A 21,307-nucleotide genomic window follows, 5' to 3' on the forward strand; every position below is an offset into this window, starting at 1 on the left:
CTGTTTGGCGCAGGGACAGGCGATGCTCAAGCATGTACTTGAGCACCCGCCGCTTGAATTCCTCGGTGTAGCGGCGACCATGCGAGCGAGGGCTGAGGCTGGCATCGACTTGGTAGCCAGCAACCCAGCGCCGAAGCAGGCTGAAATCGATGCCAAAGTGTTGTGCCACCTTGCGAAAGCCCCGGCTGCCCTCTAGGTAAGCGGTGATAGCCGTGAGCTTGAACTGCTCTGTGTATTTACCCATAGATCCCCCACGGGTTGGATTGGTGTCCAACTTCTTGGGGGCAGTCCAGGGACCGCACAAGGCTCAGGGCCTGCGCTGCCACTGTGGGAGCTGGCTTGCCGGCGATGGGCCGCAACGCGGCCCCAATGGCATCAACCGTGATTCTTGCCGAGCAATGCGTGATACAGCTCGGTATCCCCAAGAATCCCCACCACCTTGTCGTTATCCTGCAACACCAGCTTGTTGCCGGTCTGATAACGAATCTGCAGCGCCTCGCGCATGCCGATATCGGCATTGACCAACGTTGGGCGGCGGCCCAGCAGCTCCACATCCTGCCCCGGCGCCCAGTTCTGCATCTCCAGCCCGTTCTGCCCCTGGCGTGCGCGCTTGATCGAGTTGCCTTCGCCCAGGTCCAGCCACGAATCGCCACCCGGGTCCAGGCACACCGAACCATTCACCCGCTTGCAGTTGTCCAGGCTGCGCATCAGGCTGCGCCCGCACAGCACGTTCAGCGGGTTGGTGTGGGCGACAAAGGTACGCACATACTCGTCGGCCGGGTTGAGCACGATCTCTTCCGGCTTGCTGTACTGGATGATCCGCCCGTCCTTCATGATGGCGATGCGGCTACCCAGCTTCAGCGCTTCGTCCAGGTCATGGCTGACGAACACGATGGTCTTGCTCAGCTTGGCCTGCAGGCCAAGCAACTCGTCTTGCAGGCCCTGGCGGATCAGCGGGTCCAGTGCCGAGAACGGTTCGTCCATCAGCAGGATGTCGGCATCCATCGCCAGCGCCCGGGCCAGGCCCACGCGCTGCTGCATGCCGCCAGACAGTTCGTCCGGCTTCTTGTTGCGCCACTGGGTCAGGCCCACCAGCTCGAGCTTCTCGTCGACCAGCTTGCGCCGTTCCTTCTCGGGACGGCCCTGCATTTCCAGGCCAAAGCTGATGTTCTCGCGCACCGTCAGCCAGGGCATCAGGGCGAATTTCTGGAACACCATCGCAATGCGCTTGGTGCGCATCATCTTCAGCTCGGCGGGGGTGCAGTGGGCAATGTCGATGTGCTTGCCTTCGTGCTCGACGAACAGCTTGCCGCGGCTGACGGTGTTCAGGCCGTTGATGCAGCGCAGCAAGCTCGACTTGCCAGAACCGGACAGGCCCATCAGCACGCAGATCTCGCCCTTCTGGATATCCAGGTTGGCTTTTTCGACACCCACCACCAGGCCGGTCTGCTTGAGGATCTGCTCGCGGGTCTGGCCCTGGTCGAGCAGGGCCAGCGCTTCGCGCGGCTTGTTGGAGAAGATGACGTCGACGTCTTCGAAACGAATGATGCTCATGCTTCACCCCTTACCGGCAGGTCCGGTTGCTTGCAGATACGGTCGAGCATGATCGCCAGCAGCACGATCGCCAGGCCCGCTTCGAAGCCCAGGGAAATATCGGCGGTGTTCAGTGCGTTGACCACAGGTTTGCCCAGGCCGTCAGCGCCGACCAGGGCGGCAATCACCACCATCGACAGCGACAGCATGATGCACTGGGTAACGCCGGCGGCGATGCTTGGCATCGCGTGCGGCAGTTCGATACGGGTGAGCAGCTGGCGCCGCGAGCAGCCAAAGGCCTTGCCGGCGTCCATCAGCTCCTGCGGGACGTCGCAGATGCCCAGGTAGGTGAGACGGATCGGCGCGGCGATGGCGAACACCACCGTCGAGATCAGCCCCGGCACGACACCCAGGCCGAACAGGGTCAGGGTGGGGATCAGGTAGACGAAGGTAGGTACCGTCTGCATCAGGTCGAGTACCGGGCGCATGGCGGTATAGAACATCGGTTTGTGCGCGGCGACGATGCCCAGTGGCACGCCGATGGCCACGCAAACCACTGTGGCGAAGGTGACCTGCGCCAGGGTTTCCATGGTTTCCTGCCAGTAACCCAGGTTGAGGATCAGCAGGAACGACAGGGCAACGAATGCGGTCAGCGCCCACTTGCGCTGGATGAAATGCGCCAAGGCGGCGAACAGAGCGATGAGCACGAACGGATTGAAGAAAGTCAGGGCACTGGTGACGCCATGGATCATGAACTCCAGGCCTTGCGCGATGGCGTCGAAGTAATTCGCGCCGTTCTGGGTCAGCCACTCGACGAACGACGCGATGTACTGGCCCAGGGGTATTTTCTGATCGATAAGCATGATAGCGAGCTTCCACCTGCATAGATTGAAATCAACCCGGGGCAGGCACGGGCCTGCCCCGAGGTAGCGCTATTGCGTATTTCGTTATTGCGTCAGCTTGGCCTTGGCCGCCTCAAGGCCGGGTTTGCCATCCACGGTGGTTACGCCGGCCAGCCAGGCATCCAGTTTGCCAGGGTTGTCCTTGAGCCACTTCTTGGCCGCCGCCTCGGGTTTCATCTTGTCGTCCAGGACATAGCCCATCATGGTGCTTTCATCCTTGAGCTCGAACGACAGGTTCTTCAACAGCTGGCCAACGTTGCTGCATTCCTGCACATAACCCTTGCGGGTGTTGGTCAATACGGTCGCCTTGCCGAAGTCGGGGCCGAAGAACTCGTCCCCGCCGGTCAGGTACTGCATCTTGAAGCGAGTGTTCATCGGGTGCGGTTCCCAGCCGAGGAACACCAGCGCATCGCCGCGTTTCTGCGCGCGGTCGACCTGCGACAGCATGCCGGCCTCGCTGGACTGGACGATCTTGAAGCCGGCGTCCTTCAGGCCGAAGGCGTTCTTGTCGATCATGCTCTGGATGGTGCGGTTGCCATCGTTGCCGGGCTCGATGCCGTAGATCTTGCTGTCGAGTTCTTTCTTGAACTTGGGAATGTCGCTGAAATCCTTCAGACCCTTGTCATACAGCGCCTGGGGCACGGCCAGGGTGTACTTGGCGTTTTCCAGGTTGGCGCGCACTGTTTCTACAGTACCGGCGTCGCGGTACTGCTTGATGTCGTTCTCCATGGTCGGCATCCAGTTGCCGAGAAACACGTCCAGGTCCTTGCCGGTGGCCAGCGACTTGTAGGTCACCGGTACCGAGATCATGGTGGTGTGGGTCTTGTAACCCAGTGCTTCGAGCACAACGCTGGTGGTCGCGGTGGTTACCGTGATGTCGGTCCAGCCGACATCCGAGAACCGTACCGTCTGGCATTGCTCGGGTTCGGCGGCCTGGGCCAGCAAAGGCGCGGACAGCAACGCAACCAGCAACAGCGAGGGTGAACCTTTCATGGATGGACTCCTGTGATTTTGTCTTCGGGTTCGCGTGGGTCGCCGGGCTTTCTCAGGGTCCGGTCGACCAGGCCTGCAGAGGGCAGGATGCGTGGCCGTGCTTTACGAGTCGCTTTCGATAATCCTCCAGCGCTGGGCAATCGCCTACTGGTGGGGTCGTAACCAGTACGGAACGGGTCGTATCCAGTATGGGCGATGTCGCTTATGGATTTTTCCACCCCCTCAGCCGCATTTTTACGTCACCAGGCCGCTGGAAAGCGGCGTGGCGAGGGCAGCTCCCCGGTAAAAAACAGCGCGGCGCTGCTGGACAAAAGTACGTCGGTTGCAGACGGCGAGGGGGTTGGTAAAAGCCCGATGATGCGTGCATTCAAGGCGGCCCGCTGCTTCAGCCTAGCAGCTGCCCCGCCCTGCGCATGGCGCGCAGAGACAAGCCCAGCAAGAGGTGATTCGACAATGGCCATCAGCGTGTTCGACCTGTTCAAGATCGGTGTCGGGCCCTCCAGCTCCCACACCGTCGGCCCCATGCGTGCTGGCGCCCTGTTCGTCCAGGGCCTGCGCGAACGCGGCGAGCTGGAACGTGTGAAGCGGATCGAAGTGCGCCTGTATGGCTCGCTATCAGCCACGGGTGTGGGGCATGGCACCGACAATGCCACCATCATGGGCCTGATGGGTGAATGGCCTGACGCCATCGACCCGACCCAGATCGCACCGCGTATCGCCGACCTGCGCGAAACCAACACCCTGCAGCTGGACAGCCGCCTGCCCATCGAATTCGTCTGGGCCCGCGACATGCTGCTACTGGACGAGAACCTGCCGTACCACCCCAACGCGATGACCCTGATTGCCGAAGGCGAGCAGGGCGAGCTGCACCGCGACACCTACTACTCGGTGGGTGGCGGCTTCGTGGTCGATGCCGCCCAGGCCGCCAGCGGCGTGCTGGATGCTGACCAGACGGTGCTGCCGTACGACTTCAACAGCGCCGCCGAACTGCTGCGCCTGTGCAAGCAAAACGACCTCAGCGTGTCGCAATTGATGATGGCCAACGAGAAGGTCTGGCGCAGCGAAGAAGAGATCCGCGCCGGCCTGCACAAGCTCTGGGAAGCCATGCAGGAATGCGTCAACAACGGCCTGAAGTACGAAGGCACGCTGCCCGGCGGGTTGAACGTGCGCCGCCGCGCCGCAAAGCTGCACCGCAGCCTGCAGGAAATCGGCAAGCCCAACGTGATCGGCTCGACCATGAGCGCCATGGAGTGGGTCAACCTGTTCGCCCTGGCGGTCAACGAAGAGAACGCCGCTGGCGGGCGCATGGTTACCGCGCCGACCAACGGTGCGGCGGGCATCATCCCGGCGGTGTTGCACTACTACATGCGCTTCAGCGATGCGGTGGACGAGTCCAGCGTGGTCGATTTCTTCCTCGGTGCTGCCGCGGTGGGCATCCTGTGCAAGAAGAACGCGTCGATCTCGGGTGCCGAAGTGGGTTGCCAGGGTGAAGTCGGTTCGGCTTGCGCCATGGCCGCGGCGGGCCTTGCCGAAGTGCTGGGTGCGACCCCGCCACAGGTGGAGAACGCTGCCGAGATCGCCCTGGAGCACAACCTGGGCCTGACCTGCGACCCGGTCGGCGGGTTGGTGCAGGTGCCGTGCATCGAGCGCAACGCGATTGCCGCGGTAAAGGCCATCAACGCGGTGCAGATGGCCCTGCGGGGTGATGGCGAGCACTTCATTTCCCTCGACCAGGTGATCCGCACCATGCGCGATACCGGGGCCGACATGCACGACAAGTACAAAGAGACCTCGCGCGGTGGTTTGGCAGTCAGCGCGATCGAGTGCTGATAGCTTGATCTGACCTCAAGGGCCTCTTCGCGGGCACGCCCGCTCCCACAGGAACTGTGCAATCCCTGTGGGAGCGGGCGTGCCCGCGAAGGGGCCCTTGAGATTGAAACAGGTGCAGTACGGAAGCCAATGCCCCCTTATGGTGCAGTACGACGCATACCGATCGTCGGGTGTCGTTATCAGTGTGGGCGTTGTCGGTGACACTCAAGAGTGTCGTTTCTGGGCATCCTACACTGCGCATGTCACCAAATTGCTCAGCCGTTACACGCACAGCGCCTAGCTCGCCAGTTCCACGAAGATTGGCCAACTCGATCAAAGCACCTGATTTGCCTGACAAAGGCGTCGTTTTCAGGTTTTTTTGGATAGCCGTTCAATTTCAGGCACGGCGTTTGCGTTGAGATTGGCACCAAGGCCCCTGCACATGAACCGGGGCCATACATAACAAGAAATCAGTGCTCGCCTGAGGCACACCCTGCATTTGTGTGAGGAGAAATCGCGATGACGTCGTACACCTCCGGGAACCCAACCCAGAACCGCACAGCCCCCCAGTCCATCGGGTTTCTCCTACTGGACAATTTCACCCTCATTTCCCTGGCATCGGCCGTCGAGCCGCTGCGCATGGCCAACCAGCTGTCCGGCCGCGAGCTGTACCGCTGGCACACCCTCACCGCCGATGGTGGACAGGTGTGGGCCAGCGATGGCTTGCAGATAACCCCTGACGCCGCCATGCACAGTGCGCCCCCCATCGATACCGTGATTGTCTGTGGCGGCGTGGGCATCCAGCGCAGCGTTACCCGCGAGCATGTCACCTGGTTGCAAACCCAGGCCCGTCAGTCGCGCCGTCTGGGCGCGGTATGTACCGGTAGCTGGGCCTTGGCCTGTGCCGGGCTGCTGGATGGTTTCGATTGCAGCGTGCACTGGGAATGCCTGGCGGCCATGCAGGAGGCCTACCCGCGGGTCAACATGAGCACCCGCCTGTTTACCCTCGACCGTAACCGCTTCACCAGCTCCGGCGGCACTGCGCCGCTGGACATGATGCTGCACCTGATCAGCCGCGACCATGGCCGTGAACTGTCGGCTGCGATTTCCGAAATGTTCGTCTACGAGCGCATCCGCAACGAGCAGGATCACCAGCGCGTGCCGCTCAAGCACATGCTTGGCACCAACCAACCGAAGCTGCAGGAAATCGTCGCGCTGATGGAGGCCAACCTCGAAGAGCCGATCGACTTGGATGAACTGGCGGTATACGTGTCGGTATCGCGCCGGCAGCTCGAACGCCTGTTCCAGAAGTACCTGCACTGTTCGCCGTCGCGTTACTACCTGAAGCTGCGCCTGATCCGCGCCCGGCAGCTGCTGAAGCAGACGCCGATGTCGATCATCGAAGTGGCGTCGGTGTGCGGCTTCGTTTCTACCCCGCACTTCTCCAAATGCTACCGCGAGTATTTCGGCATTCCGCCGCGTGACGAGCGCGTGGGCTCCAACACTGCGCAGCAGGTGGCGATGATGCCGATCCCGCAGGCCATGACCCTGTCGCCGCACAGCGGGCCGATGGCGGCCCTGAGCCAGGCGCGCAACGAGTCGACCTTTGCCAGTGTAAGGCTCTGAAACGGAGCCGGCCTCTTCGCGGGCTTGCCCGCTCCCACAGGAGCTGCACAGTGTTTGAAAATCTGTGCAATCCCTGTGGGAGCGGGCAAGCCCGCGAAGAGGCCGGTGCAGGAAAACTCTGTCAGCCGCGCTTGTTGAACTGCGCCAACGCCGGCAACAGCTGTTTGTCGATGGCCTGGCGCACCGCCGGCAGGATCGTCGCACTACCGGTATACATCTGCTCCACCATCCCCTTCAGCGCCCGTGCATTGGGCTCGGTCAGCCCACGCACCACCGCTTCGCACGCCTGCTCGGCAGTAGCGCCGGCCGGAATCTCGAACCCGCGCGCGCGCAGGTGGCCTGCCAGATCGTCCTGGTCAATCAAATCCGCATGCATCATGGCTGTTGTCCCTTTTATCGCTAAGAGAGTGCTGCTGTGATTTACGACCGATTCTGTGACGCCGGCGACATGCCCGCAACAACAGAATGGCGCCATGGCTGCTTTGGCTAAGAACAGGTCGTTCCCGGCTAAATCCACCTGCCGGGAAGTGCGCAAACTCAAGCCATCTACCGCAACGGAGGGTTTGGTCACCCTCGTTCGTGCACAGTGGATGTTGCTCGCTCTTGGCCCCGGATGCTCACGGCTTTCCGGGGTTATTTTTTTGCCTGAATACATGACCTGTGGGAGCGGGCGTGCCCGCGAATGCGGCGGTGAATCCACCATCGCATTCGCGGGCACGCCCGCTCCCACAGGTTATGTGTTGCTGCTCAGTTTGGCGTAGGCAGGGCTATCACCCGGCCGACGAACTCAGCCGGGGGCACATCCTGCTGCTCATCCACCAACCCTTGCAGCAACCCGAAACTACGCTCACTGAACGGCGCCGACTTCGGCCCTCCCAGGTCCACATGCAGCAGCATCTGCTCACTGGCCGCCAGCGCTTCGTCGAACCCTGCCCGGTGCAGGCTGTGGTAGACATGCAGGCGCTTGCGGTCGAAGCCGATGATCTGCGTCTGCACCCATACCTCGGTGGCCAGCTTCACTTCGTGCAGGTAGTTGATGTGCGCCTCCAGGGTGAACAGCGAGTTACCGCTCTGGCCGCGGCTGTCGGCATCCAGGCCGATGCGCTCCATCAGCGCGTCGGTGGCGTAGCTGAAGATCAGCAGGTAGAAGGCATCGCGCAGGTGCCCGTTGTAGTCGACCCAGTCCTCCTGGACTGGGGTGCGGTAGGTGATCAGTGCGGGCATCGCGGTCTCCTCAGTCGCCGAAAGCCATACCGTGCTTGGCCTTGCTGGTCTTCACCGCTTCCAGCACTGCCAACAGGGTGTCATCACGATAGCGCTCCAGCGCGGCGATGCTGCGGTCGCCCAGTTGCTCGGAGGTCCCTTCGACCACATCGTCGATCAGCTTGTCGGTCAGCTCTGGTGCCGGCAGGTAAGTCCACGGCAGCTGCAGCGCCGGGCCGAACTGAGCCATGAAGTGACGCATGCCTGCGTCACCACCGGCCAGGGTGTAGGTGAGGAACGTGCCCATGAACGACCAGCGCAGACCGGCGCCGAAGCGGATGGCATCGTCGATTTCGCCGGTGCTGGCCACGCCATCGTTGACCAGATGCAGGGCCTCGCGCCACAGGGCTTCGAGCAGGCGGTCGGCGATGAATCCGGGCACTTCCTTGCGTACGTGCAGCGGGCGCATGCCCAGGTTGGTGTAGATGGTCCTGGCAGCTTCGATGGCCTCGGGGGCGGTGCGGTTGCCACCGACGATTTCCACCAGCGGCAGCAGGTACACCGGGTTGAACGGGTGGCCGACCACGCAGCGCTCGGGGTGGGTGGCCGACTCGTAGAACTCGCTGGGCAGCAGGCCCGAGGTGCTGGAACCGATGATCGCGTCGGGTTTGGCGGCAGCGCTGATCTTTGCGTGCAGGTCGAGCTTCAGGTCCAGGCGTTCAGGGGCGCTTTCCTGGATGAAATCGGCATCGCGGACGCATTCCTCGATGGTGGCGACGAACTTCAGGCGGTCTTGTGAGGCGCCTGGTGCCAGGCCTTGCTTTTCCAGTGCCGGCCAGGCGTTGGCGATGCGCTTGCGCAACGCCTGCTCGGCGCCTGGCGCCGGGTCCCAGGCGACCACGTCCAGCCCGTGGGCCAGGGCGCGCGCGACCCAGCCGCTGCCGATCACGCCACTACCCAGGGCGGCGAAGGTCTTGATCTTGGTGATGAAGGTCATGTTGGGCTCCTGAAAGTGTCAGCGGCGTTTGAGGTTCATCTTTTCCCGGCCTTCGGCCGGGGTCAGTACACGGGCGCCAAGGCGCGAAATGATCTCCACCGCGCGCTCGACCAACTGGCCGTTGCTGGCCAGCACGCCACGGTCCAGGTACAGGTTGTCCTCCAGGCCCACCCGCACGTTGCCGCCCAGTAGCACCGCCTGTGCGGCCATCGGCATCTGCATGCGGCCAATGCCGAACCCGGCCCAGGTGACGTTGGCCGGCAGGTTGTCGACCATCGCCTTCATGGTGGTGGTATCGGCCGGCGCGCCCCACGGGATGCCCAGGCACAGCTGGAACAGTGGGTCGTCGAGCAGGCCTTCCTTCATCATCTGCTTGGCGAACCACAGGTGGCCGGTGTCGAAGATTTCCAGCTCGGCTTTTACCCCCAGCTCGGTAATGCGCTTGGCGCCGGCGCGCAGTTGTGCCGGGGTGGAGACGTAGATCGAGTTACCGTCGCCGAAGTTGAGGGTGCCGCAGTCGAGGGTGCAGATTTCCGGCAGCAGCGCTTCGACGTGGGCCAGGCGCTCCAGTGGGCCGATCAGGTCGGTGCCCGGGCCGAATTCCAATGGTGTTTCACCCGGGCCGATTTCCAAATCGCCACCCATGCCCGCGGTAAGGTTGACGATGATGTCCACGTCGGCTTCGCGGATGCGTTCCATGACTTCGCGATACAGCGCCACGTCACGGCTGAAGCGGCCGGTTTGCGGGTCGCGCACGTGGCAGTGGACCACGGTGGCGCCGGCTTTGGCGGCCTCTACGGCAGAATCGGCGATCTGCTTGGGGGTGACTGGAACAAGGTGGCTTTTCGAGGCGGTGTCGCCGGCGCCGGTGAGGGCGCAGGTGATGATGACGTCGTGGTTCATGGCTTGGTTCCTTGTGGTAACCGTTGTGGCCTTTTCGCGGGCACGCCCGCTCCCACAGGGTCTGCGTAGACCTTGACCTTTGCGCTGTACCTGTAGGAGCAGCCTTGTGCTGCGAAAGGGGCCTGTCAGTTGGCAGTGAGGTTGAGGTTGTCGGCAGCCGGCTTGCCATCGAAGGTGGTCACACCCTCCAGCCAGCGGGCCTTGTCCTCGGGGTGGTCCTTGAGCCACTGGCGGGCCGATTCCAGCGCATCCTTGTGGTCGAGCAGCGGCTGCATCATGCGGCTCTCGTCCTCGGCGCTGAAGTTCAGGTTGGCCAGCAGGCGATGGGCGTTGGGGCAGCGTTCGGCGTAGTCCGGCGCGGTCACCGTCCACACTGTCGCGCGGCCTTCGTCAGGGCCCAGGGCGTCCTGGCTGTCGCCCAGGTAGACCATGTCGATATTCACGTTCATCGGGTGCGGTGCCCAGCCAAAGAACACCACGGCTTCGTTGCGCCGCACCGCGCGATCGACGGCGGCGAGCATGCCGGCCTCGCTGGACTCGACCAGCTGGAACTTGCCCAGGCCGAACTGGTTCTTGGCGATCATCGCCTTGATCTGGGTGTTGGCGCCGGAACCCGGTTCGATGCCGTATATTTTCCCGCCCAGTTCCTTTTCGAACTTGTGGATGTCGGCGAAGGTCTTCAGGCCCTTGTCGGCCAGGTACTTGGGCACCGCCAGGGTGGCGCGGGCGTCTTCCAGGCTGGGTTTGTCGAGCACCTTGACCTGCTTGGCGTCGACGAACGGGGTGATGGTCTGGGTCATGATCGGGTTCCAGTAACCCAGGAACATGTCCAGGCGTTTGTCGCGGATGCCGGCGAAGATGATCTGCTGCGAGGCGCTGGTCTGTTTGGTCTGGTAGCCAAGGCCATCGAGCAGCACCTGAGCCATGGCGCTGGTGGCGATGACGTCGGTCCAGTTGACCACGCCCAGACGGACGTTCTTGCAGGCCGCAGGCTCGGCGGCGAATAGTGGGGAAGTGGCGATGCTGCTCAGGGCAAGGGTCAACAGGCTGCGGCGGATCAAGCTGTGCATGGTGGCTCTCCATCGGCAGTGCATATTGTTATTGGGGTTCGACCTCTCTGGGTCGTATGAAGAAGCTACGCTGCTGTCAGGGTGGAAAATCGCACCCTGGCGACCAACATTTGCACGGAGGCGACCACCTTTGCCGTGGAGCATGCAATGCCGCAAATCATTCACTTCCTGTTGTTGCCCGGGTTCTCGGCCATGGGTTTCATCAGTGCCCTGGAACCACTGCGGGTGGCCAACCGCTTCAAGGGCCCGTTGTATCGCTGGCAGGTATTGAGCCTGGACGGTGGGGCGGTGCAGGCCAGCAATGGCATGTCGGTGAACGCCGATGCAGCGCTGGCGGCGGGCGAACCTGGCGGCATCCTGCTGATCGTCGCCGGTTTCGAGCCATTGGCCTGTTATGGGCCGGCGCTGCAGCAGGCGCTACGCCGCCTGGATCATGAGGGGGTGGTTCTGGGTGGCATCGATACCGGCGCGGTGGTGCTGGCCGAGGCCGGCCTGCTCGACGGCCACCGCGCCACCGTGCACTGGGAGGCGCTGGAGGCGTTCAAGGAGAATTACCCGAGCCTGCAGGCCACCCAGGAACTGTTCGAAATCGACCGGCGGCGCATCACCTGTGCGGGCGGTACTGCCTCGATCGACCTGATGCTCGACCTGATTGCGCAATCCCATGGCAGCGAGCTGGCGGTGCAGGTTTCGGAGCAATTCGTGTTGGGCCGTATTCGGCCGCGGCAGGATCATCAGCGGATGCAGATCGCCTCTCGCTATGGCATCAGCAACCGCAAGCTGGTGCAGGTGATCGGCGAGATGGAAAAGCACACCGAGCCACCGTTGAGCACATTGGAGCTGGCCGCCCGTGCCATGATCACCAGGCGTCAACTGGAGCGCTTGTTTCGCTTGTACCTGAATGATACGCCCAGTGGCTTCTATCTTGACCTGCGTCTGGACAAGGCGCGTCAGCTGCTGTGCCAGACGCAGATGAGTATCACGCAGGTCAGCGTGGCATGTGGTTTCGAGCTGCCGTCGTACTTCACCCGCCGGTACAAAAGACGCTTTGGGCGCTGTCCGCGTGAAGAACGTCAGGCGCTCAAGCCACAGCTGCCGGATCAGAACTGATCGAGGTCGGAAAGCGCCTGGAGGCGGTTTTCGACCTGTACTCGTCGTGCTTCGAAAGCCCGGGCGTCGAGTTTCGCGCCCATGTGGTCCAGTTGCAGGGCAAGGCGCGTACGTGGGGCATCCGGGTCGGTCGAACAGCACAGGTTGAAGACGATCGCCAGCGGGCTGCCGCTGTCATCCAGATCAAATTCGATGCGCAGGTGCGAGCTGGCCGAAGTGCTGCGCAGCAGGGCGAGGTCTGGTTGTTTCAAACCATCCAGTATGTCCTTGGCAACCCGCTCGAGCTTGAGGTTGCGACGCTGGGGCGCTGGAATCCAGCCGTTGAAGACGTCTTGAAACACAGCATCCGTGGGTACGCAGTTGATGCTTTTCGTTGTCCGTTCGATCAGTTCGACACCGCTGTTTTCCAGGCCAAGCAGAAAACGGTTGAACCAACGCTGGCCATCCTGTTGGCGATCGTGAGCCTGGTTGGCCTCTAGTTGCGCCAGGCGCAGGCAGGCATGAAGGTCTTCCCAGGGTTGGTTGGCGGGTTTGGTGGGCATGCTTGTGGTCCTCGTTGCAGGCGTAGGAAGGGGAGCCTGGCGCCGCTGGGCGGCGCCAGGTGCAGGTCAGAGTTCCAGCGCCAGGATGTCGAACGCCTGGCTGGCCAACTTCATCCTGACGGCTTCGCGCATGGCGTCGAAGTGGCGAACACTGAACGAGCCCTGTTGCGAGGCCCGGTATACACGGGTATTCGACTTGTCGATGATGCGGCCAGCGGACCCTGCGGCTTTCTCGGCCTTGTCATAGCTCAGCTGAACGCTGGTCATGTGCATGATCGGCAGGCCTTGCGGTGTCATCTCGCAGGCCGAAATCTGGATGGTGCTGGATTTGCCCGAAACGCTCACGCTGCTTTCTTCGAGCAGTTGCTGCGCCTTGGGTGTTTGCACGATCACTTCGAAGGAACGTTTTACACAGCGGCTCAGGCGATGGCTGGCGCCGATCTGGACGGTGACGATCTGCGGCACCAGGGTGGCCAGCGTGTGGGTGTCCTTGTCGATTGCCTCCTCGACATGGGCGGCGCCGGTCAGCGTCCAGCCGAACTTGCCCAGGCCGTCGTTGTAGAAGTTGTACCACTCGCGCTGCTGGGTTTCCTTGTCGAACTTCTTGTTTGCCGACAGGTTCATCAAGCGCATGCCATCGAGCACGTCTTCGGCAACGCTGGCAGGTACATCCGGGGCAAAGATGCAGACGGTGTTGGCAACCATGACGGCGCGTTCTTCGCCTTCTTTCTTCAGGGCGGCAATGGCGCTGTTCATGTCGGTCTTGCTGATAGTAGAGGTCATGTCTTGGTTTCCGATCGAGTTCATCATCGGCACCTCGGGTGAGGCGCCGGGGACGCACTTTGGTTCGGATCGTCAAGACAGATAAGCCGAAAGCCTTTCCTGCCGAGGAACTCCCTTACTGCTGGCCGATGGACTGCAGGTACTCCGAGCGGTCATCACTGCGTTGTGCCACGCAGGTGTTCCACGCTGCTTCGAACGCCTTGCTGCCCGGTTTCTCGGCATAGGTTTCGACCTTGCAGTCGGCATCGCGCAGTTGCGTCCACAGTTTCTCGGCCGCCTCCATCCGCCCGGCCAAGGCGTCTGCCTTGTCGCCTTCGTCGGCGTACTGGTCGCGAATGCGCTGTATCAGGTCGTCATACGCCGACTTAAGTTCACGCTCGGCCGTCTGCTTGTTGAACGCCGCGCAAGCGAATGTCTGCTGGTCGGTCTCGACGTTGTCGCACGGGGTGCTTTCTTCCTCGCCGGCCTGGGCGCCCGATACGACAGCCAGCAATACCAGCCATGCCATTGATTTCATCCGTTTTCTCCTCAACAAGGCTGACGAATCGGCTGGATTCTCGCTCAGCCGCCGACAAGACGATAGCTCCCTGAAGAAATGTTCATGAAACGGCCGGAAATGTCGTTATCGAGACTGTCTCTCATCGCCAGACGGCGCGCCAGAGGGCGCGATGTCGCGCATTGACGCTTTCGGCAAACCCCCTGTCGTTTTTGCATCGGGGCGCCTTTGGGCACAGGCATATGCTGGCCCCAAAGCGCCGGCAATAAGGTTTGGCGCAAACCCATTCAATAAAAGGGGACAGCCTGATGAGCCCAGCCGAACTTCACGCCGACAGCATCGTCATCGACGGCCTGATCATTGCCAAATGGAACCGCGAGCTGTTCGAGGACATGCGCAAAGGCGGGCTGACTGCGGCCAACTGCACGGTGTCGGTCTGGGAAGGCTTCAAGGCTACCGTCGACAACATCGCCGCCAGCCAGAAGCTGATCCGCGATAACAGCGACCTGGTGATGCCGGTACGCACCACCGCCGACATCCGCAAGGCCAAGGAGCTGGGCAAGACCGGCATCCTCTTCGGCTTCCAGAACGCCCACGCCTTCGAAGACCAGATCGCCTACGTCGACGTGTTCAAGCAGCTGGGCGTGGGCATCGTGCAGATGTGCTACAACACCCAGAACCTGGTCGGTACCGGCTGCTACGAACGTGACGGCGGCCTGTCGGGCTTCGGCCGCGAGATCGTTGCCGAAATGAACCGCGTCGGCATCATGTGCGACCTGTCCCACGTCGGCTCCAAGACCTCCGAAGAAGTCATCCTCGAGTCGAAAAAGCCGGTCTGCTACTCGCACTGCCTGCCTTCGGGCCTGAAAGAGCACCCGCGCAACAAGTCGGACGAAGAGCTGAAGTTCATCGCCGACCACGGCGGTTTCGTCGGCGTGACCATGTTCGCGCCGTTCCTGGCCAAGGGCATCGATTCCACCATCGACGACTACGCCGAAGCCATCGAGTACACCATGAACATCGTCGGTGAAGACGCCATCGGTATCGGTACCGACTTCACCCAGGGCCACGGCCAGGACTTCTTCGAGTACCTGACCCACGACAAGGGCTACGCCCGTCGCCTGACCAACTTCGGCAAGATCATCAACCCGCTGGGCATCCGCACTGTGGGCGAATTCCCCAACCTCACCGAAACCTTGCTCAAGCGCGGCCACTCCGAGCGCGTGGTGCGCAAGATCATGGGTGAGAACTGGGTCAACGTCCTCAAGGACGTGTGGGGCGAGTAAGCCGCTCTCCAAGCCTGAAAGCCCCTGCCAGCAACGCCGGGGCATCCCAATAAAAAATTTTATGGAGTTGAGTTTCCATGGCCAAGATCGCCCCGCAATTGCCAATCGAAGTAGACAGCGAGACCGGTGTCTGGACCAGCGACGCCTTGCCGATGCTGTATGTGCCGCGCCATTTCTTCGTCAACAACCACATGGGCATCGAAGAAGTCCTGGGCGCCGACAAGTACGCCGAGATCCTCTACAAGGCCGGCTACAAGTCCGCCTGGCACTGGTGTGAAAAAGAAGCCGAGTGCCATGGCCTGGAAGGCGTGGCGGTGTTCGAGCACTACATGAAGCGCCTGAGCCAGCGTGGCTGGGGCCTGTTCGAAATCCAGGACATCGACCTCGACAAGGGCACCTGCAGCGTCAAGCTCAAGCACTCCGCGTTCGTGTACGTCTATGGCAAGTGCGGCCGCAAGGTCGACTACATGTTCACCGGCTGGTTCGCCGGCGCCATGGACCAGATTCTCGCTGCCCGCGGCAGCTCGATCCGCACCGTGGCCGAACAGGTCTATGGCGGGTCGGAAGAAGGCCACGAAGATGGCCTGTTCGTTACAAAGCCGTTGTAAGCCGGAGATAGCGTCATGGCATTCGAAGCAATGTTCCAGCCGATCCAGATCGGCAAACTGACCATCCGCAACCGTGTGCTCAGCACCGCGCACGCCGAGGTCTACGCCACTGACGGCGGCATGACGACCGACCGCTACGTGAAGTACTACGAAGAGAAGGCCAAGGGCGGTATCGGCCTGGCGATCTGCGGCGGCTCGTCGGTGGTGGCCATCGACAGCCCGCAGGAGTGGTGGGCGTCGGTCAACCTGTCGACCGACCGCATCATCCCGCACTTCCAGAACCTGGCTGACGCCATGCACAAGCATGGCGCCAAGATCATGATCCAGATTACCCACATGGGCCGTCGCTCGCGCTGGGACGGCTTCAACTGGCCGACCCTGATGTCGCCGTCGGGTATCCGTGAACCCGTGCACCGCGCCACCTGCAAGACCATCGAGGTGGAAGAGATCTGGCGCGTGATCGGCAACTACGCGCAAGCTGCCCGCCGCGCCAAGGAAGGTGGCCTGGACGGCGTGGAACTGTCGGCCGTGCACCAGCACATGATCGACCAGTTCTGGAGCCCGCGGGTCAACAAGCGTACCGACGAATGGGGCGGTACCTTCGAAGGCCGCATGAAGTTCGGCCTGGAAGTACTGAAGGCCGTGCGCGCCGAAGTCGGTGACGACTTCTGCGTGGGCATGCGTATCTGTGGCGACGAGTTCCACCCCGATGGCCTCAGCCACGAGGACATGAAGCAGATCGCTGCCTACTACGACGCCACTGGCATGCTCGACTTCATCGGCGTGGTCGGTTCGGGTTGCGACACCCACAACACCCTGGCCAACGTCATCCCGAACATGAGCTACCCGCCGGAGCCGTTCCTGCACCTGGCGGCCGGCATCAAGGAAGTGGTCAAGGTTCCGGTGCTGCACGCGCAGAACATCAAGGACCCGAACCAGGCCACGCGTATCCTCGAAGGCGGCTACGTGGACATGGTCGGCATGACCCGTGCGCACATGGCTGACCCGCACCTGATCGCCAAGATCAAGATGGGCCAGATCGACCAGATCAAGCAGTGCGTCGGTGCCAACTACTGCATCGACCGCCAGTACCAGGGCCTGGATGTACTGTGCATCCAGAACGCCGCGACCTCCCGTGAATACATGGGCGTGCCGCACATCATCGAGAAGACCACCGGTGCCAAGCGCAAGGTGGTGGTGGTTGGCGCCGGCCCGGCCGGCATGGAAGCGGCCCGCGTGGCTGCCGAACGTGGCCACGACGTGACCCTGTTCGAGAAGAAGGAGCAGATCGGCGGGCAGATCACCATCGCCGCCAAGGCCCCGCAGCGCGACCAGATTGCCGGTATCACCCGCTGGTACCAGCTGGAGCTGGCGCGCCTGAAGGTAGACCTGCGCCTGGGCACCGCCGCCGACGTGGCTGCCATCCAGGACCTGCGCCCGGACATCATCGTGCTGGCGGTGGGTGGGCATTCCTTCCTGGAGCAGAACGAGCACTGGGGCGCCGCCGAAGGGCTGGTGGTCAGCAGCTGGGACGTGCTCGACGGCAAGGTTGCGCCGGGCAAGAACGTGCTGGTGTACGACACCATCTGCGAGTTCACCGGCATGTCGGTGGCTGACTTCATCGCCGACAAGGGCAGCCAGGTCGAGATCGTAACCGACGACATCAAGCCGGGCGTGGCCATGGGCGGTACTACCTTCCCGACCTACTACCGCAGCATGTACCCGAAAGAAGTGATCATGACCGGCGACATGATGCTGGAAAAGGTCTACCGCGAAGGCGACAAGCTGGTGGCGGTGCTGGAAAACGAATACACCGGCGCCAAGGAAGAGCGCGTGGTCGACCAGGTGGTGGTGGAGAACGGCGTGCGTCCTGACGAGCAGCTGTACTACGCACTGAAGGAAGGTTCGCGCAACAAAGGCCAGATCGACGTGGAGGCACTGTTCGCCATCAAGCCACAGCCGATCCTCAGCCAGCCGGGCGAAGGCTACCTGCTGTACCGCATCGGCGACTGCGTGGCCCAGCGCAACGTGCATGCGGCGATCTACGACGCCTTGCGCCTGTGCAAGGACTTCTGATCGAGAAAAATCGTCGCCACCGGGCGCGGTCCCTGTGGGAGCGGGTTCACCCGCGAAAGCGTCAGCACAAGCAACAGAGTTGTCTGATCTGACGCATTCGCGGGTAAACCCGCTCCCACAAGGGGCCAATCCCACCTTCAGAGTGGCGCAAGAATCCAGCTGTTGTGGGAGCCTCCCATGTTGAACACCCTTCTACCTATCCTGCTGTTCGCTGCCCTTGGCCTGGCAGTGCTCGGCGCCCTGCGCCGGGTGCGCATGTGGCGGCGTGGCCGGCCGTCCAAGGTCAACCTGATCGGCGGCCTGCTGGCCATGCCGCGCCGCTACCTGGTGGACCTGCACCATGTCGTCGAGCGCGACAAGTACATGTCCAAGACCCACGTGGCTACCGCTGGCGGCTTCGTGCTGTCGGCCGTACTGGCGATCCTGGTGCACGGCTTCGGCCTGCAGAGCAAGATCCTCGGCTACGCGTTGCTGGTGGCCACGGTGATCATGTTCAGCGGCGCCATCTTCGTCTTCAAACGCCGCCTCAACCCGCCTTCGCGCCTGTCCAAGGGCCCGTGGATGCGCCTGCCGAAGAGCCTGCTGGCGTTTGCCGTGAGCTTCTTCATCGCCACCTTGCCGGTCGCCGGCATCCTGCCGGCCAACACCGGTGGCTGGGTGATGGTGGGCATTCTCGGCCTGGGCGTGCTGTGGGGCGTGTCGGAGCTGTTCTTCGGCATGACCTGGGGCGGCCCGATGAAACACGCCTTCGCCGGTGCCCTGCACCTGGCCTGGCACCGTCGCGCCGAACGCTTCGGCGGCGGCCGTTCCACCGGCCTCAAGCCGCTGGACCTGGAAGACCCGAACGCGCCGCTGGGCGTGGAAAAGCCGGTGGACTTCACCTGGAACCAGCTGCTGGGCTTCGACGCCTGCGTGCAGTGCGGTAAATGCGAAGCCATGTGCCCGGCCTTTGCCGCCGGCCAGCCGCTGAACCCGAAAAAGCTCATCCAGGACATGGTCATCGGCCTGGCCGGTGGCACCGATGCGCAGTTCGCCGGCAGCCCATACCCGGGCAAACCGATCGGTGAGCATGGCGGCCACCCGCACCAGCCGATCGTCAATGGCCTGGTCGACGCCGAAACGCTGTGGTCGTGCACCACCTGCCGTGCCTGCGTCGAGGAATGCCCGATGATGATCGAGCACGTCGATGCCATCGTCGACATGCGCCGTCACCTCACCCTGGAAAAAGGCGCTACCCCGAACAAGGGCGCCGAAGTGCTGGACAACCTGATCGCTACCGACAACCCGGGCGGCTTCGCCCCTGGCGGGCGCATGAACTGGGCCGCCGACCTCAACCTGCAACTGCTGTCGGAGGTGAAAACCACCGAGGTGCTGTTCTGGGTCGGTGACGGTGCCTTCGACATGCGCAACCAGCGCACCCTGCGCTCGTTCGTCAAAGTGCTCAAGGCGTCGGGCGTGGACTTTGCCGTGCTCGGTCTGGAAGAGCGCGACAGCGGCGACGTGGCGCGCCGTCTGGGCGATGAAGCGACCTTCCAGCAACTGGCCAAACGCAATATCCAGACCCTGGCCAAGTACAAGTTCCAGCGCATCGTCACCTGCGACCCGCACAGCTTCCATGTGCTGAAGAACGAGTACGGCGCCCTGGGCGGCGACTATCAGGTGCAGCACCACAGCACCTACATCGCCGAACTGATCGCGGCCAACAAGCTCAACCTCGGCCAGCACAAGGGCGGCAGCGTCACCTACCACGACCCGTGCTACCTGGGCCGTTACAACGGCGAGTACGAAGCTCCGCGTGCCGTGCTCAAGGCCCTGGGTATCGAAGTGCGCGAGATGCAGCGCTCGGGCTTCCGTTCCCGTTGCTGCGGCGGTGGTGGCGGTGCGCCGATCACCGACATCCCTGGCAAGCAGCGTATCCCGGACATGCGCATGGACGACATCCGGGAGACCGAGGCCGAGCTGGTAGCTGTGGGTTGCCCACAGTGCACCGCCATGCTCGAAGGTGTGGTCGAACCGCGGCCGCAGATCAAGGACCTGGCCGAACTGGTGGCCGACGTGCTGATCGAAGAGGACGCGCCCTCTGCCCCAAAGCCGCAAACGGCCAAACGTGAACCTGCGGAGGTGCACTGATGAGCGACATTATCCGCCGCGACCCACGCGCCGAGTGGATCGCCCGTAACCGTCTGCACCCGCTGCATGCAGCGATGCAGACGCAGCAGACCAGCTGGATGGGGCCCAACGGCCTCATCCGCAAGAACCCCCACGCGATTGCCGCAGGCTTCATCGGCCCGGCCGGCATCAAGCGCATCGACCGCAGCGGCGCCCAGCAGGGCACCGCCGTGGGCGGGCGACGCACGGCGGCGGCCGAAGTCAAGCTGCCGCTGCACCAGGTGCCGGCGCCGGCGTTCTACATCGCCGTGGTGCCGGACATGGTCGGTGGCCGCCTGAGCAGCCACGACCGCGACCTGCTCGGCCTGGCCCACAGCCTGGCCGGCAGCGACGGTGCAGTGCTGGCAGTGGTGTTTGGCGAGCACAAGGAAAGCAACTTTTCCACAGCCGGGGTCGACCGCCTGCTGGTCATCGAAGGCGAGGCTTTCGAAGGTTATGCACCGGAACAACTCGTTCAAGGCCTTCGGGCTGTGGATAACCAGTTCACCCCGCGCCATTGGCTGCTGCCCGACAGCCGCACCGGTGGTGGCGAACTGGGCCGGCGCCTGGGCGCGGCACTGGGTGAGCGCCCGGCAACGCGGGTATGGCAGGTCAAGGACGGCCAGTGCATCGGCCGTGCCGGTGCCGGCCAGCAAGACCTGCAGCGCGCCGTACCACGCTTGATCCTGGCGGCGGCCGAGTGCGCCGAGCCAGTCAGCGAAACCCGTCACGAAGCGCTGCCGGTGGAGTTGTCCACAAGCGTGGCACGCAGCCTGTCGCGCATCGAAGACCTCGGCTCGGTGGCCGTGGACCCGGCCACCATTGCCATGGCCGAAGCCGAGTTCATTGTCTCGGGTGGCAACGGGGTCAAGGACTGGGACCTGTATCACAAGGCCACCGCGGCCCTTGGCGCCACCGAAGGCGCCTCGCGGGTGGCGGTGGACGACGGCTTCATGCCGCGCAACCGCCAGGTGGGTGCCACCGGTACCTGGGTTACCGCGCGGGTCTACGTGGCTGTGGGTATCTCGGGCGCGATCCAGCACCTGCAGGGCATCGGCGCCTGCGACAAGGTGGTGGCGATCAACATGGACCCGGGCTGCGACATGATCAAACGGGCCGACCTGTCGGTAATTGGCGACAGTTCGGCGATTCTCCAGGCACTGATCGAGGCTGTGGACAACTACCGCAGCGGCGGCCAGCGCGACGCGGCATAAGGGCACGA

Annotated in this window: 20 protein-coding genes; 8 read left to right on the forward strand and 12 right to left on the reverse strand. The window is 63.0% G+C overall.

Annotation, left to right across the window (positions count from 1 at the left end):
* The 4 genes from CAG34_RS16470 to choX (CAG34_RS16485) form a co-directional block, all read right to left on the reverse strand.
* Positions 1 to 274: transposase (locus CAG34_RS16470; protein ID WP_218191908.1), on the reverse strand; the 274-nt coding region annotated here is incomplete at its 3' end.
* 101 nt (positions 275 to 375) lie between these two features.
* The gene (choV, locus tag CAG34_RS16475) at positions 376 to 1,554 is read right to left on the reverse strand and encodes a choline ABC transporter ATP-binding protein (RefSeq protein ID WP_075044350.1); all 1,179 of its coding nucleotides are present in this window, start codon (positions 1,552 to 1,554) and stop codon (positions 376 to 378) included.
* The gene (choW, locus tag CAG34_RS16480; RefSeq protein WP_169774667.1) at positions 1,551 to 2,399 is read right to left on the reverse strand and encodes a choline ABC transporter permease subunit; all 849 of its coding nucleotides are present in this window, start codon (positions 2,397 to 2,399) and stop codon (positions 1,551 to 1,553) included. The genes choV and choW overlap by 4 nt, the downstream gene beginning before the upstream one ends.
* 81 nt (positions 2,400 to 2,480) lie before the next feature.
* Complete coding sequence (choX, locus tag CAG34_RS16485) at positions 2,481 to 3,428, reverse strand: choline ABC transporter substrate-binding protein (protein WP_085591296.1); 948 nt, start codon at positions 3,426 to 3,428, stop codon at positions 2,481 to 2,483.
* Between the two features lie 453 nt (positions 3,429 to 3,881).
* Here choX (CAG34_RS16485) and CAG34_RS16490 point away from each other — a divergent pair, with 453 nt between their 5' ends.
* Positions 3,882 to 5,258, forward strand: coding sequence for an L-serine ammonia-lyase (locus CAG34_RS16490; protein ID WP_025337375.1), 1,377 nt, complete (start codon positions 3,882 to 3,884; stop codon positions 5,256 to 5,258).
* Positions 5,259 to 5,756: 498 nt separating this feature from the next.
* Positions 5,757 to 6,863 (forward strand): GlxA family transcriptional regulator, encoded by a 1,107-nt coding sequence (locus CAG34_RS16495; protein WP_025337376.1) that lies wholly within the window; start codon positions 5,757 to 5,759, stop codon positions 6,861 to 6,863.
* 121 nt (positions 6,864 to 6,984) lie between these two features.
* Here CAG34_RS16495 and CAG34_RS16500 read toward each other — a convergent pair whose 3' ends face one another.
* The 5 genes from CAG34_RS16500 to choX (CAG34_RS16520) all read right to left on the reverse strand — a co-directional run bounded on the left by CAG34_RS16500 (position 6,985) and on the right by choX (CAG34_RS16520) (position 11,036).
* Positions 6,985 to 7,242, reverse strand: coding sequence for a hypothetical protein (locus CAG34_RS16500; protein ID WP_003257487.1), 258 nt, complete (start codon positions 7,240 to 7,242; stop codon positions 6,985 to 6,987).
* 368 nt (positions 7,243 to 7,610) lie between these two features.
* Positions 7,611 to 8,087: a thioesterase family protein gene (locus CAG34_RS16505; protein WP_085591298.1), complete on the reverse strand. Its 477-nt coding sequence runs from the start codon at positions 8,085 to 8,087 to the stop codon at positions 7,611 to 7,613.
* Positions 8,088 to 8,097: 10 nt separating this feature from the next.
* Entirely contained in the window at positions 8,098 to 9,063 is a 966-nt protein-coding gene (locus tag CAG34_RS16510) for an L-carnitine dehydrogenase (protein ID WP_085591300.1), read from the reverse strand.
* Positions 9,064 to 9,081: 18 nt separating this feature from the next.
* Positions 9,082 to 9,966 (reverse strand): 3-keto-5-aminohexanoate cleavage protein, encoded by an 885-nt coding sequence (locus CAG34_RS16515; RefSeq protein ID WP_085591302.1) that lies wholly within the window; start codon positions 9,964 to 9,966, stop codon positions 9,082 to 9,084.
* 125 nt (positions 9,967 to 10,091) lie between these two features.
* Positions 10,092 to 11,036, reverse strand: coding sequence for a choline ABC transporter substrate-binding protein (gene choX, locus CAG34_RS16520; protein ID WP_013970502.1), 945 nt, complete (start codon positions 11,034 to 11,036; stop codon positions 10,092 to 10,094).
* A gap of 147 nt (positions 11,037 to 11,183) precedes the next feature.
* On the opposite strand from choX (CAG34_RS16520), the gene CAG34_RS16525 reads away from it, so the two are divergent.
* Positions 11,184 to 12,146, forward strand: a complete 963-nt coding sequence (locus tag CAG34_RS16525) for a GlxA family transcriptional regulator (RefSeq protein WP_084785115.1) — start codon at positions 11,184 to 11,186, stop codon at positions 12,144 to 12,146.
* Here the strand turns inward: CAG34_RS16525 and CAG34_RS16530 are convergent.
* From CAG34_RS16530 to CAG34_RS16540, 3 genes are all read right to left on the reverse strand, one after another.
* Entirely contained in the window at positions 12,137 to 12,688 is a 552-nt protein-coding gene (locus tag CAG34_RS16530) for a hypothetical protein (RefSeq protein WP_085591304.1), read from the reverse strand. The two genes, CAG34_RS16525 and CAG34_RS16530, sit on opposite strands and share 10 nt — an antisense overlap.
* A 66-nt stretch (positions 12,689 to 12,754) precedes the next feature.
* Positions 12,755 to 13,471 carry a hypothetical protein gene (locus tag CAG34_RS16535; protein ID WP_230397048.1) on the reverse strand — a complete coding sequence of 239 codons (717 nt, stop codon included), beginning with the start codon at positions 13,469 to 13,471 and terminating at the stop codon, positions 12,755 to 12,757.
* A 115-nt stretch (positions 13,472 to 13,586) separates the two neighbouring features.
* Positions 13,587 to 13,988 (reverse strand): lysozyme inhibitor LprI family protein, encoded by a 402-nt coding sequence (locus CAG34_RS16540; protein WP_003257504.1) that lies wholly within the window; start codon positions 13,986 to 13,988, stop codon positions 13,587 to 13,589.
* Positions 13,989 to 14,275: 287 nt separating this feature from the next.
* On the opposite strand from CAG34_RS16540, the gene CAG34_RS16545 reads away from it, so the two are divergent.
* From CAG34_RS16545 to CAG34_RS16565, 5 genes are all read left to right on the forward strand, one after another.
* Complete coding sequence (locus CAG34_RS16545; RefSeq protein ID WP_003257506.1) at positions 14,276 to 15,253, forward strand: dipeptidase; 978 nt, start codon at positions 14,276 to 14,278, stop codon at positions 15,251 to 15,253.
* Positions 15,254 to 15,330: 77 nt separating this feature from the next.
* Positions 15,331 to 15,861: a DUF5943 domain-containing protein gene (locus CAG34_RS16550; protein WP_013970507.1), complete on the forward strand. Its 531-nt coding sequence runs from the start codon at positions 15,331 to 15,333 to the stop codon at positions 15,859 to 15,861.
* 15 nt (positions 15,862 to 15,876) lie between these two features.
* Positions 15,877 to 17,937, forward strand: a complete 2,061-nt coding sequence (dgcA, locus tag CAG34_RS16555) for a dimethylglycine demethylation protein DgcA (RefSeq protein ID WP_025337383.1) — start codon at positions 15,877 to 15,879, stop codon at positions 17,935 to 17,937.
* A gap of 177 nt (positions 17,938 to 18,114) precedes the next feature.
* Positions 18,115 to 20,067 (forward strand): dimethylglycine demethylation protein DgcB, encoded by a 1,953-nt coding sequence (dgcB, locus tag CAG34_RS16560; protein ID WP_013970509.1) that lies wholly within the window; start codon positions 18,115 to 18,117, stop codon positions 20,065 to 20,067.
* Positions 20,067 to 21,299, forward strand: a complete 1,233-nt coding sequence (locus tag CAG34_RS16565) for an electron transfer flavoprotein subunit alpha/FixB family protein (RefSeq protein WP_039613190.1) — start codon at positions 20,067 to 20,069, stop codon at positions 21,297 to 21,299. Before dgcB ends, CAG34_RS16565 begins: the two co-directional genes overlap by 1 nt.
* Positions 21,300 to 21,307 lie beyond the last annotated feature (8 nt).

The organism is Pseudomonas sp. B14(2017) (assembly GCF_002113255.1).
In the GTDB taxonomy this organism is placed as follows: domain Bacteria; phylum Pseudomonadota; class Gammaproteobacteria; order Pseudomonadales; family Pseudomonadaceae; genus Aquipseudomonas; species Aquipseudomonas putida_Z.

Bases quoted from the DNA above. Each gene is read 5' to 3' on its own strand.
- CAG34_RS16545 (WP_003257506.1), top strand. From the start codon at position 14,276: ATGAGCCCAGCCGAACTTCACGCCGACAGCATCGTCATCGACGGCCTG.
- CAG34_RS16510 (WP_085591300.1), bottom strand. From the start codon at position 9,063: ATGACCTTCATCACCAAGATCAAGACCTTCGCCGCCCTGGGTAGTGGC.
- choX (WP_085591296.1), bottom strand. From the start codon at position 3,428: ATGAAAGGTTCACCCTCGCTGTTGCTGGTTGCGTTGCTGTCCGCGCCT.
- CAG34_RS16550 (WP_013970507.1), top strand. From the start codon at position 15,331: ATGGCCAAGATCGCCCCGCAATTGCCAATCGAAGTAGACAGCGAGACC.
- dgcB (WP_013970509.1), top strand. From the start codon at position 18,115: ATGTTGAACACCCTTCTACCTATCCTGCTGTTCGCTGCCCTTGGCCTG.
- CAG34_RS16495 (WP_025337376.1), top strand. From the start codon at position 5,757: ATGACGTCGTACACCTCCGGGAACCCAACCCAGAACCGCACAGCCCCC.
- CAG34_RS16525 (WP_084785115.1), top strand. From the start codon at position 11,184: ATGCCGCAAATCATTCACTTCCTGTTGTTGCCCGGGTTCTCGGCCATG.
- CAG34_RS16530 (WP_085591304.1), bottom strand. From the start codon at position 12,688: ATGCCCACCAAACCCGCCAACCAACCCTGGGAAGACCTTCATGCCTGC.
- choV (WP_075044350.1), bottom strand. From the start codon at position 1,554: ATGAGCATCATTCGTTTCGAAGACGTCGACGTCATCTTCTCCAACAAG.
- CAG34_RS16505 (WP_085591298.1), bottom strand. From the start codon at position 8,087: ATGCCCGCACTGATCACCTACCGCACCCCAGTCCAGGAGGACTGGGTC.
- CAG34_RS16535 (WP_230397048.1), bottom strand. From the start codon at position 13,471: ATGACCTCTACTATCAGCAAGACCGACATGAACAGCGCCATTGCCGCC.
- CAG34_RS16565 (WP_039613190.1), top strand. From the start codon at position 20,067: ATGAGCGACATTATCCGCCGCGACCCACGCGCCGAGTGGATCGCCCGT.
- CAG34_RS16500 (WP_003257487.1), bottom strand. From the start codon at position 7,242: ATGATGCATGCGGATTTGATTGACCAGGACGATCTGGCAGGCCACCTG.
- CAG34_RS16540 (WP_003257504.1), bottom strand. From the start codon at position 13,988: ATGAAATCAATGGCATGGCTGGTATTGCTGGCTGTCGTATCGGGCGCC.
- CAG34_RS16515 (WP_085591302.1), bottom strand. From the start codon at position 9,966: ATGAACCACGACGTCATCATCACCTGCGCCCTCACCGGCGCCGGCGAC.
- dgcA (WP_025337383.1), top strand. From the start codon at position 15,877: ATGGCATTCGAAGCAATGTTCCAGCCGATCCAGATCGGCAAACTGACC.
- CAG34_RS16490 (WP_025337375.1), top strand. From the start codon at position 3,882: ATGGCCATCAGCGTGTTCGACCTGTTCAAGATCGGTGTCGGGCCCTCC.
- choX (WP_013970502.1), bottom strand. From the start codon at position 11,036: ATGCACAGCTTGATCCGCCGCAGCCTGTTGACCCTTGCCCTGAGCAGC.